Source organism: Thiobacillus sp., assembly GCF_024708915.1.
In genome coordinates this window covers 1-11,105 of record NZ_JANJXQ010000137.1, presented here as the reverse complement: position 1 = coordinate 11,105, position 11,105 = coordinate 1, and the positions used below count along the sequence as shown (strand labels likewise).

12 protein-coding genes are annotated in these 11,105 nt (G+C 64.5%); all 12 read right to left on the bottom strand.

Features of this window, described 5'->3' with window-relative positions:
- The coding region (fabZ, locus tag Q0L94_RS10060; protein ID WP_296752991.1) for a 3-hydroxyacyl-ACP dehydratase FabZ at positions 1 to 206 on the bottom strand (206 nt) is incomplete at its 3' end.
- Positions 203 to 1,234 carry a UDP-3-O-(3-hydroxymyristoyl)glucosamine N-acyltransferase gene (gene lpxD / locus Q0L94_RS10055; protein WP_296752990.1) on the bottom strand — a complete coding sequence of 344 codons (1,032 nt, stop codon included), beginning with the start codon at positions 1,232 to 1,234 and terminating at the stop codon, positions 203 to 205. The genes lpxD and fabZ, both read right to left, overlap by 4 nt.
- Before the next feature lie 27 nt (positions 1,235 to 1,261).
- Positions 1,262 to 1,765 (bottom strand): OmpH family outer membrane protein, encoded by a 504-nt coding sequence (locus tag Q0L94_RS10050; protein WP_296752989.1) that lies wholly within the window; start codon positions 1,763 to 1,765, stop codon positions 1,262 to 1,264.
- Between the two features lie 24 nt (positions 1,766 to 1,789).
- A complete protein-coding gene (bamA, locus tag Q0L94_RS10045) occupies positions 1,790 to 4,090 on the bottom strand; it encodes an outer membrane protein assembly factor BamA (protein WP_296752987.1) in 2,301 nt (766 codons plus the stop codon).
- Positions 4,091 to 4,097: 7 nt separating this feature from the next.
- Positions 4,098 to 5,450: an RIP metalloprotease RseP gene (gene rseP, locus Q0L94_RS10040; protein WP_296752986.1), complete on the bottom strand. Its 1,353-nt coding sequence runs from the start codon at positions 5,448 to 5,450 to the stop codon at positions 4,098 to 4,100.
- Positions 5,447 to 6,631: a 1-deoxy-D-xylulose-5-phosphate reductoisomerase gene (gene ispC / locus Q0L94_RS10035; RefSeq protein ID WP_296752985.1), complete on the bottom strand. Its 1,185-nt coding sequence runs from the start codon at positions 6,629 to 6,631 to the stop codon at positions 5,447 to 5,449. The genes rseP and ispC overlap by 4 nt, the downstream gene beginning before the upstream one ends.
- Positions 6,628 to 7,434, bottom strand: coding sequence for a phosphatidate cytidylyltransferase (locus tag Q0L94_RS10030; RefSeq protein WP_296752984.1), 807 nt, complete (start codon positions 7,432 to 7,434; stop codon positions 6,628 to 6,630). Before Q0L94_RS10030 ends, ispC begins: the two co-directional genes overlap by 4 nt.
- Positions 7,435 to 7,456: 22 nt before the next feature.
- Positions 7,457 to 8,203: a polyprenyl diphosphate synthase gene (gene uppS, locus Q0L94_RS10025; protein WP_296752983.1), complete on the bottom strand. Its 747-nt coding sequence runs from the start codon at positions 8,201 to 8,203 to the stop codon at positions 7,457 to 7,459.
- Between the two features lie 11 nt (positions 8,204 to 8,214).
- Entirely contained in the window at positions 8,215 to 8,784 is a 570-nt protein-coding gene (gene frr, locus Q0L94_RS10020) for a ribosome recycling factor (protein WP_296752982.1), read from the bottom strand.
- A 9-nt stretch (positions 8,785 to 8,793) separates the two neighbouring features.
- A complete protein-coding gene (gene pyrH / locus Q0L94_RS10015; RefSeq protein ID WP_296752980.1) occupies positions 8,794 to 9,504 on the bottom strand; it encodes a UMP kinase in 711 nt (236 codons plus the stop codon).
- A 6-nt stretch (positions 9,505 to 9,510) separates the two neighbouring features.
- Positions 9,511 to 10,383 carry a translation elongation factor Ts gene (tsf, locus tag Q0L94_RS10010; protein WP_296752978.1) on the bottom strand — a complete coding sequence of 291 codons (873 nt, stop codon included), beginning with the start codon at positions 10,381 to 10,383 and terminating at the stop codon, positions 9,511 to 9,513.
- A gap of 113 nt (positions 10,384 to 10,496) precedes the next feature.
- The coding region (gene rpsB / locus Q0L94_RS10005) for a 30S ribosomal protein S2 (protein WP_296752977.1) at positions 10,497 to 11,105 on the bottom strand (609 nt) is incomplete at its 5' end.

The window sequence follows — 11,105 nt, the reverse complement described above, 5'->3', positions numbered from 1 at the left end:
GCCGCCTGCGCCATCGCTTCCAGGATCAGCACACCCGGCATCACCGGCGCGCCCGGAAAGTGGCCGTTGAAGAACGGCTCGTTGATGGTGACGTTCTTGATTGCGGTGATGGACTTGCCGAGTTCGAGTTCGGTCACCTTGTCGATCAGCAGGAAAGGGTAGCGGTGCGGCAGGTACTGCATCACCTGCTCGATATCCATGATCATGATTTGCCTTCGAGTTCATTGAGTCGTTTTTCAAGCTGTTTGACCCGGTTCACCAGCTTGTCGAGGTTGCGCATGTGGACGGCGTTCTTCTGCCAGACCTCGTGTTCGGAAAACGGCAACGCCGAGGTATAGGTGCCCGCCCGCGGCAGCGATTTGGTGATCAGCGTGTTGGTCGAGATGCGGGTGCCGTCGGCGATCTCGATGTGGCCGAAAATCATCGCTGCCCCGCCGATCGTGCAATGGCGCCCGATTCGGGTGCTGCCGGCGATCCCGGTGCAGGCCGCAATCGCGGTATGCGCGCCGATCGTCACGTTGTGCGCGACCTGGATCAGGTTGTCGAGCTTGACGCCCTCCTCGATCACCGTGTCTTGCAGTGCACCGCGGTCGATGGTGGTGCAGGCGCCGATCTCGACATCGTCGCCGACCAGCACCCGGCCGATCTGCGGAATTTTCTCCCAGCGGCCTTCGTTGGGCGCGAAGCCGAAGCCATCGGCGCCAACGACGCAGCCCGAATGCAGAATGGCGCGGTCGCCCACTTCGCAGCGGTGGTACAGCGTGACGTTGGCGTGCAGCAGGCAATCGGCGCCGATGCGCGCACCATCGCCCACCACGCAGTTGGGGCCGATCACCGAGCGGGCGCCGATGCGCGCACCGCTGCCGACGACCGCGCCGGCGGCGATGCTGGCATCGGCGGCGACCTCTGCATCCGGTGCGACCGTCGCCGCAGGATGGATACCCGCCGGCGGGCGCGGCGGCGGATTCAGCAAGGCGGAGACGCGCGCGAAATAAAGATAGGGATTGGGGGTGAGGATGCGCGGCAGGCCAGTGGCATCGCGTGCATCCGCCGGCAGGATCACCGCCCCGGCGCGCGTATCGGCCAGCTGGGACAGGTACTTGCTCTGCGAAACGAAGCCGATTTCGTCTGCTGCGGCGCGGTCCAGCGGCGCGACCTGACGGATCGAAACGTCGCCGTTCCCTACCAGTTCCCCACCAAAATGCGCGACCAGTTCGGCCAGCGTGGATGCCATCGGGTACTTGTTTTCCGCGGCCAGACTTTACTTCCCGCCCAGGGCCTTCATCACCCGGTCGGTGATGTCGCTCTTGGGGTCGACGAAGACGGCCTGCTCGACGATCAGGTCGAATTTCTCGGCGCGCGCGATGTCCTGGATCGCCTTGCGCGCGCGCTCCTGAATCTGTCCCAGTTCCTCGTTGCGGCGCAGGTTGAGATCCTCGCGGAATTCCCGGCCCTGGCGCTGCAGGTCGCGATTGAGATTACCCAGGTCGCGCTCCTTGGCCTTGCGCTCGCTGTCCGACATGGTCACGCCGTCCTTGTCGAGTTGCGCCTGCAGGTCGCGCGCCTGCTTGGCGAGCTTTTGCAATTCTTGGTCGCGCGCGGCGAATTCGCGCTCCAGCTTTTTCTGCGCGGTGACCGATAACGGCGCCTCGCGCAGCAGCTTCTCGGTGTTGACGAAGCCGATCTTGGTATTAGCCAGGGCAGGGGCGGCCGCACACGCGGACGCCAGGATCAGGGAGACGGCAAGCTGCTTGAATTTCATCATGAATACTCCAGTAACGGTCTACCCTCAGAACGTATTGCCCAAGGTGAATTGAAACATTTCTTCCTGGTCGCCCGTCTTGCTGGTCAGCGGCTGCGCCAGACTGAATTTGAGCGGACCGAGCGGCGACACCCACAGTACAGCAATGCCCGCCGAATAACGCAGATCCCCGAATGCGAAATCCTTGTATCTGCCCTGGTTATCGTTGGGACCGAAGGTCGCGCCCGCATCGACGAAGGCCGACATACGCAGCGACTGGTCATCCTTGAGTCCCGGCAGCGGGAAAAAGAGTTCCGCATTGCCGATGATGCGCTTGTCGCCGCCGAGCGCATCGTCGTTCTGGTCCTTCGGTCCCAGGGTGCCGTTTTTGAAGCCGCGCACCGAGCTGTTGCCGCCCGCATAGAAGTTCTTGAAGAATGGCAGCGGTTTGCCCGACAGGCCGCCGCCGATTCCCACCTCGCCGTTCAGCATCAGGGTGAAGCGCTTGCTCAGCGGCAGGAACTGCTGATGCTGGAACGATAGTTTGTAATACTCCAGGCTGCCCAGCGGGGTGCCGACTTCGGCCGCCACCCGTTGCAGCTGGCCCTTGGTCGGGAACAGGAAACTGTTGCGGGTGTCGCGCGCCCACGAGGTGTCCAGGCGCAGGGTATCGTTGTCGCTGCCGAACTCCTGCTCGAACAGCTGGTAGATGGTCGGGCTGCTCGGATTGGTGGTGAGCGAGGTCTGCTCGTAGGTCAGACCGAATGAAATGAAGTCGCGTTCATTGACCGGCAGACCGAAGCGCACGCCGGCGCCATAGGTGGACGTCTTGTAGTCGCCGACATTGTCGAGATCGGTTGCGTCGATGTCGCGCCGGTACAGGTCGTAGCCCAGGCTGATGCCGTTGATGGTGTAGTAGGGGTTGGTGAACGACAGCGAATACACCTTATTGACGCTACCCGAGTTGATCTGCGCCGACAGCCGGTTGCCGGTGCCGAACACGTTGCTCTGCGACACCGAGCCCGACAGCACCAGGCCTTCGGACGACGAGAAGCCGGCGCCCAGCATCACGTTGCCGGTGGACTTTTCCGCCACGCCGACGTTGACGTCGACCTGGTCGGTGGTGCCCGCCACGCTCGGCGTTTCGATGTTGACTTCGTTGAAGTAGCCGAGGCGATTCAGGCGATCGCGCGAACGGTTGATTTTTTCGGCGTCGTAATACGCGCCTTCCATCTGGCGGATCTCGCGGCGCACCACTTCGTCGCGGGTTTTGGTGTTGCCCGTCACGTTGACGCGGTTCACGTAGACACGGCGGCCGGGATCGACGAACAGGGTGAAAGCGACCGTGCTCTTGTCCTTGTCGAGTTCGGGCACCGCGTTGACGTTGGCGAACGCATAGCCGTCGTTGCCGAGGCGGTCGGCGATTTTCTTGGTGGTCTCGGTGAGGCGGTCGCGTTCGAATACCTCGCCAGGCTTCACCGTGACGAGTTTCTGCAATTCCGCTTCCGGCACCAGCATCTGCCCCGCCAGCTTGACGTCGGATATCTTGTATTGCGGCCCTTCCGTCACGTTGACGGTGATGTAGATGCCCTGCTTGTCGGGAGAGATCGAGACCTGGGTGGAATCGACGTTGAATTCGAGATAGCCGCGGTTGAGGTAGAACGAGCGCAAGGCCTCGATATCGCCGCCCAGCCGCGATTTGGAATACTGGTCGTTCTTGGTGTACCAGGTCAGCCAGCCCGGCGTGGTGGAAGTGAACTGGTTCAGCAGTTCCTTCTCCTTGAACGCCTTGTTGCCGACGATGTTGATCTGCCGGATCCTGGCACTGTCGCCTTCCACCACGTCGAACTGCACGGCGACCCGGTTGCGCTCCAGCGGCGTCAGGGTGGACTTGATCTCCACCGCGTATTTGCCGCGGTTGAAGTATTGCCGCTGCAGCTCCTGCTCGGCCTTGTCCAGCAGCGCGCGGTCGAGCACGCGGCCTTCGGCCAGACCGGTCTGCTTGAGGCCGGTTTTCAGATCGTCCTCGGAAAACTCCTTGATCCCGGTCAGGGTGATCCTGGCAATCGAGGGGCGCTCTTCAACCGTGACGATCACCACGCCGTCGCGCGCTTCCAGCCGTACATCCTTGAAAAATCCGGTGGCATACAGCGCCTTGATCGCCGCCGCCGTCTTCTCGTCCGTCATCACCTCGCCGACCTTGACCGGCAGGTAGCTGAACACCGTGCCCGCCTCGGTACGCTGGATGCCTTCGACCCGGATGTCCTTGACGACGAAAGGCTCTTCGGCAAAAACGGGCTGCACGGCAAATACGGCTGCGAGGGCGAGCGCGAGACGGTTCGGGGTCATGGTTGTTTCATCCGCCTATCAGGCGTTGCAAATCATTGAACAGGGCAAACGACATCAGCAGCAGCAGCAGTGCCATACCGATCCGGCCGCCTATCTCCATGACGCGGTCGGACACGGGACGGCCGGTAAAAACTTCGGCAACATAATACATGAGGTGCCCCCCATCCAGTAACGGGACAGGCAGCAGATTGAGCACCCCCAGACTCACGCTCACCAGCGCCAGAAAGCCGACAAAACTGATCCAGCCGAGCGCGGCGCTCTGGCCTGCGTAATCGGCGATGGTCAGCGGGCCGGAAAGGTTTTTCCACGACACCTGGCCCAGCACCATGCGGCCCATCATCTCCAGCGTGAATACGCTCATGTCCCAGGTCTTGACGGCGCCCTGCCCCAGCGCTTCGAGCGGGCCGTAGCGCACCTCGGTCATCAGCGCGGCCAGCATCGCCTCGTCGACCTGCGGGCCTGCGCCGATCTTGCCGATGCGCTGACCGCCTTCGTCCACCGCGTCGGGCTCAAGGCTCAGCGCCTGGCGCTGGCCCTGGCGCTCGTATTCGATACGCAAGGGCTGGGCCGGGCGCTGACGTATCAGCTGCACCCAGCCCTGCCAGTTCGCCACTGTCCTGCCATCGGCGGTGATCAGCCGGTCGCCCGGCTGGAGACCGGCGCGCGCGGCGGCGCCATCGGGCAGCACCTTGCCGATGACCGCAGAAATCTCGGGTTCATAGCGCACGATGCCGAGCGGCCGCAAGGTATCCTGTTCCAGGTTCTCGGTCTGCAGCGGCGGGACATCGAGTTGCACGCTGCGGCCGTCGGCCAGTTCCAGCGTAAGCGCTCCGCCCGCCACCCCCGCGCGCAGCAGATTCAGCCGCAAATCCTGGAACGACGGCGTGTCGGTGCCGTTGACGCGGCGGATCTCGTCGCCCGCCGCCAGGCCGGCCTGCGCTGCCGGCGTGCCGGCGGGCGGCTCGCCGATCAGCGGCTTCAGCGCAGGCAGGCCATGCAGGAACAGCGCCCAGTAGAACACGATGGCGAGCAGGAAATTGGCGGCCGGCCCGGCCGCCACGATACCGATGCGGCGCCACACGGTGGCGCGGTTGAAGCTGCGGTGCGCCTCTGCGGCAGGCACTTCACCCTCGCGTTCGTCGAGCATCTTGACGTAGCCGCCGAGCGGCAGCGCGGCCAGCGTCCACTCGGTCTGGTCGCGGCCGAAGCGGCGGCTGAGCAAGGGTTTGCCGAAGCCGACCGAAAAACGCAGCACCTTGACTCCCGCCAGCCGTGCCGCGAGGTAGTGGCCGAATTCGTGCACCACCACCAGGATGCCGATGGCGACCAGAAACCAGAGAATGGTATGCAGCAGGCTCATGCGCGCAGCCGTCCGAGATACGCGTCGGCCACCCGGCGCGCCTGCCGGTCGGCCTCGAGCAGGTCGTCCAGCGTATGCCCCGCCCCGCCCGCCAGCTTGCCCAGCGTGTGTGCAATGCTGGCGGCAATGGCGTTGAACGTGGCGGCGCCTTCGAGAAAACGCGCAACCGCGACTTCATTGGCGGCGTTCAGCACCGCCGCCGCGTTGCCGCCGGCGGCGAGCGCATCGAACGCCAGTTGCAGGCAGGGGAAGCGCGCGGTGTCGGGCGCCTCGAAGGTGAGCTGCCTGCCCATCAGTTGCAGTGCCGACACCCCCGCATCGATGCGCTCGGGAAAGCCCAGCGCATAGGCGATCGGCGTGCGCATGTCGGGCGTGCCCATCTGCGCGATCACCGAGCCGTCGGCGTATTCGACCATCGAATGCACGATGCTCTGCGGATGCACCACCACCTTGATCTGCTCGGGCCGGGCGTTGAACAGCCAGCGCGCTTCGATCACCTCGAGCCCCTTGTTCATCAGGCTCGCCGAATCGACCGAGATCTTTTTCCCCATCACCCAGTTGGGGTGTGCCACCGCCTGCGCCGGGGTGGCGGCGGCAATAGCTTCGGCCGACAGGGTGCGGAACGGCCCGCCGGAGGCGGTGAGCCACAGCGCCTTCACCCCGGCCTGCTGGAAATTTCCGCCGAAGCCGCGCGGCAGCGCCTGGAAAATGGCGTTGTGCTCGGAATCGATCGGCAGCAGTTCGGCGCCGCTGGCGGCGATCGCGTCCATGAACAGCTGGCCGGAGACCACCAGGGTCTCCTTGTTGGCCAGCAGAATCCGCTTGCCCGCCTGCGCCGCCGCCAGCGTCGCCGGCAGACCGGCCGCGCCGACGATCGCCGCCATCAGGGTATCGATCTCGGGCGCGGTCGCCACCGCGGTCAACGCCGCGGCGCCCTCGAGCACCTCGACCGCCAGGCCTTCTTCGGCAATCCGCGCGCGCAGCGCCGCTGCCGCCGCCGGCTCGCTCATCACCGCAAAGCGCGGACGATGGATGCGGCACTGCTCGACCATGCGCTCGACTTGCGTTGCACCGGTCAGGGCAAAAATCTCGAACCGTCCGGGGTGGCGCGCCACCACATCGAGCGTATTGACGCCGATGGTGCCGGTAGCGCCCAGAATGGTGAGAACGCGCGGCTTCATGCGGTGCGCCCCAGCCAGATCAGGATGCCCGATGCCAGCGGCAGCGTGGAGGTCAGTGCATCGATGCGGTCGAGCATCCCGCCATGGCCGGGCAGCAAATCGCCGCTGTCCTTCATCCCGGAGACACGCTTGATCCAGGATTCGAACAGGTCGCCCAGCACCGACAGGTACAGCAGGCCCGCCACCGCGGCCAACAACGGCAGCAGCGGCAGGTTGACGGTACCGCTCAACACGCCGGCATACAGCGCCAGCGCGACGAGCGCTCCCGCCACCCCTTCCCAGGTTTTGCCGGGGCTGATGGCGGGCGCGAGTTTATGCCGGCCGAAACGGCGTCCGGCAAAATAGGCCGCGCTGTCGGCAATCCAGACGATCGCCATTACCGCCAGCAGCACGCCGGGGCCGCGCGCATGCAGATACAGCAGCGCCGCCCAGGTGGGCAACAGCAGCACGACGCCGACCGCGGCGCGCAGAAACGCCGGTTCGGCGCGCCAGCGCCCCAGCAGCCACAACGGGGCGACCCCGAGCCAGAACACAACCGCCAGCAGGATGAGGGCATTCTGGAAAATCGGCCACTGCGCACCCAGAACGTAGGGCAGCGCCAGTGCGCACGCGGTCAGCAGCGCGGCATAGAGGCGCGCCGGCAAAGCGGGGAAATGGCTCAGGCGCGCCCATTCGTGCGCCGCCACGCCGACCACGCCGGCGATCAGGATCATCCACAACCATGTGGGCGCCCACAGCACGGCCGGCACGAACACCGCCAGCAGGGACGCGGCGGTCAGCACCCGGCTGCGAAGCGGCGTCATCGATACGGTTCCCGGAAACAATTCATGATGCCGCGCTCACCTGTTCGCTGGTGCGGCCAAAGCGGCGTTCGCGGGTGCGATAGGAAGCGATTGCCGCATCCAGCGCCACGGCGTCGAAATCCGGCCACAGCACGTTGGTGAAATGGAGTTCGGTGTAGGCCAGCTGCCACAGCAGAAAATTGCTGATGCGCTGCTCGCCGCCGGTGCGGATGAACAGGTCGGGTTCCGGCAGATCGGCCATGCTGAGGTGTTGCGCCAGCGCGGCTTCGCTCACCGCTTGCGGCGCCACACCGGAAGCCATCAGCTTCTTGACCGCCTGCACGATGTCCCAGCGTCCGCCGTAATTGGCCGCCACGGTGAAAGTGAGGCGGGCATTGTTGTGCGTCAGCGCTTCGGCGTCGCGGATCAGGCTCTGGATGCGCTCGGAAAAACCCGACAGGTCGCCGACGACACGGAAGCGGATGCCGTTTTCATGAAGTCGCGCGACTTCATTTTCCAGCGCACGCATGAACAATTCCATCAGCAGGCTGACTTCTTCCTGCGGGCGCCGCCAGTTTTCGGAACTGAAGGCAAATACCGTGAGATGCGGCACGCCGCGTTCGGCGCAGGCGCGGATCACCCCGCGCAACGCCTCGACGCCCTTGCGATGGCCGGCGACGCGCGGCATCAGCCGGCGCTTCGCCCAGCGGCCATTGCCGTCCATGATGATGGCGATGTGCCGCGGCACATCGGCGCTTGCCGGAATCGCTTGTTTGCTGCGGGTAGCCACGCCGGATATGCTCAGACTGCGAGCAGGTCTTTCTCTTTGTCGGCCAGCATCTTGTCGATTTCGCCGATGAACTTGTCGGTCAGCTTCTGCACCTCGTCCTGGGTCCGGCGCTCCTCGTCTTCGGTCGCGGTCTTGGCCTTGACCATGTCCTTCAGCATGCCGTTGGCGTCGCGGCGGATGTTGCGCACGGCAACGCGCGCGCCTTCGGCTTCGTTGCGCACCACCTTGATCAGGTCGCGGCGGCGCTCTTCGGTCAGCGAGGGCATCGGCACGCGGATGATATCGCCGTGCGTCGCCGGATTCAGGCCCAGATCGCCATCGCGAATCGCTTTCTCGATCTTGCCGACCATGTTCTTTTCGTACGGCTGCACGCCGAGGGTACGGCTGTCGACCAGCGACACGTTGGCCACCTGCGGAACCGGCGTCGGGTTGCCGTAGTAGTCGACCATGACGTGGTCGAGGATGCCGGTATGGGCGCGCCCCGTGCGCACCTTGGCCAGATCGTTTTTCAACGCTTCCAGGGTCTTGCCCATTTTCTGTTCGGCGGATTGCTTGATCTCGACAATGCTGGTTTCAGCCATTTCAACTCCTTACAAAGTCACCCGCGTGCCTTCGTTCTCGCCCATCACCACGCGTTTCAGCGCGCCGGGCTTGAAGACATTGAACACGACCAGGGACAGTTTCTGTTCGCGGCACAAGGCAAAGGCAGCGGTATCGAGCACGCCCAGATTGCCGGCAATCGCCTGATCGAAGCTCAGCGTCTCGTAACGCTCGGCATTTGCGTCCTTCTTGGGATCGGCAGTGTAGACGCCATCGACCTTGGTCGCCTTCAACAACAAATCGGCGCCGATTTCAGCCGCACGCAGCGCCGCTGCCGTATCCGTGGTGAAGAACGGGTTGCCGGTGCCGCCGCCAAAGATCACCACCCGCCCGGCCTCCAGATGACGCACCGCCGCATCGCGCTCGAAACCCTCGCCGACATGGGCGATGCTGACCGCGGTCTGCACCCGCGCCTCGACCCCTGCTTGCTGCAGGGCATCCTTCAGCGCCAGCGCGTTCATCACCGTGGCCAGCATGCCCATCGAATCCGCGCTGGCACGGTTCATCCCCGACAGCGCGCCGGTGGCGCCGCGGAACAGGTTGCCGCCGCCAATCACGATACCGACCTGCACGCCTGCCGCCACCACTTCGCGGATCTGGCCGACAAAACCGGCCATGGTGCCGGCGTGATAGCCAAAGCTATCCGGCCCCATCAGGGCCTCGCCGGACAGCTTCAGCAGGATGCGACGGACCGGCGCCATGCCCGATCAGACCTGGGAAGCCGCCGCCACTTCGGCGGCGAAGTCGTTCACTTTCTTCTCGATACCCTCGCCCACCACGTACATCACGAAGCCGTGGCACTGCGAGCTCTTCGCTTTGAGCACCTGCTCGACGGTCTGCTTGTCGTCCTTGACGAAGGGCTGCGACAGCAGGGTGACTTCCTTGAGGAATTTCTGCACCGTGCCTTCGGCGATCTTTTCCAGCATGGCTTCCGGCTTGCCGGCTTCCTTGGCCTTCTCGATCGCGACGCGGCGTTCCGTATCGATCAGCTCCTGCGACACGCCCGACGCATCCAGCGACTTCGGCTTGGACGCCGCGATATGCATGGCGACGTCGCGCGCCAGCGCTTCGTCGCCGGTCACGTCGACCAGCACGCCGATCTTGCCGCCGTGGATGTAGCTGGCGAACTTGCCCTGGCCGTCCAGACGCACGAAACGGCGTACCGCCATGTTTTCGCCGATCTTGCCGACCAGCTCGGTGCGGAAGGCCTCCACCGTGACGCCCTTGTAAGGCAGCGCGGACAGCGCGGCAACGTCGGCCGGATTCTGCTTCAACACCATCTCGGCCAGCGCGTTCGACAGCGCCAGAAAATCGTCGTTCTTCGCCACGAAGTCGGTCTCGCAGTTGACTTCGACCATGGCGGCCGACTTGCCGTCGGCGCCGATGGCGATCGTCACCACGCCTTCGGCTGCGACACGGCTGGCGCTCTTGGCCGCTTTGTTGCCGAAGCGCACGCGCAGGATCTCTTCCGCCTTCTGCATGTCGCCGCCGGCTTCCGACAGCGCTTTTTTACAGTCCATCATCGGCGCATCGGTTTTTTCGCGCAGCTCCTTGACCATGCTTGCAGTGATTTCAGCCATTTCGAACTCCCCATCCAGTTTCAAACGATTCAATACAGAAAGAGGGGCAGACGCCCCTCCTCTAAACCCATCCGCCGGAAAGCCCTCCCGGCGATGTTGCGGTGCGCCGCGCTTTATTCGGCAGCGGGCGCCCCTTCTTCCTCGATCTCGACGAACTCTTCGCCGCCGACGAGTTCGCTGATGACCTGGGCACGGCCTTCCAGCGCCGCATCGGCCATGCCGCGCGCGTACAGCCTGATCGCACGGGCCGAGTCATCGTTGCCGGGGACAATGTAGTCCACGCCTTCCGGACTGTTGTTGGTGTCGACCACGCCGATCACCGGGATACCCAGTTTCCTGGCCTCGACCACGGCTCCCTTCTGGTAGCCGACATCGATGATGAACAGCGCGTCGGGCAGGCCGCCCATTTCGCGGATGCCGCCCAGGCTGCGGTTCAACTTGTCGACTTCGCGCTGCACGGTGAGGATTTCCTTCTTCGACAGGCGCCCCGGCTCGGCGATCTGGGCCTCCAGGTCGTTCAGGCGCTTGATCGACTGCTTGACCGTCTTGAAGTTGGTCAGCATGCCGCCCAGCCAGCGGTTGTCGACGTAGGGCATGCCGGCGCGCTGCGCTTCTTCGCGAACGATGTCGCGCGCAGCACGCTTGGTGCCGACGAACAGCACGTTGCCTTTGTTGGACGCCAGCTTACGCACGAATTTCTGCGCCTCCTGGAACATCGGCAG

What these genes read in the sequence shown, in the direction of transcription:
- lpxD (WP_296752990.1), bottom strand. Translation starts at nt 1,234, where the DNA reads ATGGCATCCACGCTGGCCGAACTGGTCGCGCATTTTGGTGGGGAACTG.
- Q0L94_RS10050 (WP_296752989.1), bottom strand. Translation starts at nt 1,765, where the DNA reads ATGATGAAATTCAAGCAGCTTGCCGTCTCCCTGATCCTGGCGTCCGCG.
- bamA (WP_296752987.1), bottom strand. Translation starts at nt 4,090, where the DNA reads ATGACCCCGAACCGTCTCGCGCTCGCCCTCGCAGCCGTATTTGCCGTG.
- rseP (WP_296752986.1), bottom strand. Translation starts at nt 5,450, where the DNA reads ATGAGCCTGCTGCATACCATTCTCTGGTTTCTGGTCGCCATCGGCATC.
- ispC (WP_296752985.1), bottom strand. Translation starts at nt 6,631, where the DNA reads ATGAAGCCGCGCGTTCTCACCATTCTGGGCGCTACCGGCACCATCGGC.
- Q0L94_RS10030 (WP_296752984.1), bottom strand. Translation starts at nt 7,434, where the DNA reads ATGACGCCGCTTCGCAGCCGGGTGCTGACCGCCGCGTCCCTGCTGGCG.
- frr (WP_296752982.1), bottom strand. Translation starts at nt 8,784, where the DNA reads ATGGCTGAAACCAGCATTGTCGAGATCAAGCAATCCGCCGAACAGAAA.
- pyrH (WP_296752980.1), bottom strand. Translation starts at nt 9,504, where the DNA reads ATGGCGCCGGTCCGTCGCATCCTGCTGAAGCTGTCCGGCGAGGCCCTG.
- tsf (WP_296752978.1), bottom strand. Translation starts at nt 10,383, where the DNA reads ATGGCTGAAATCACTGCAAGCATGGTCAAGGAGCTGCGCGAAAAAACC.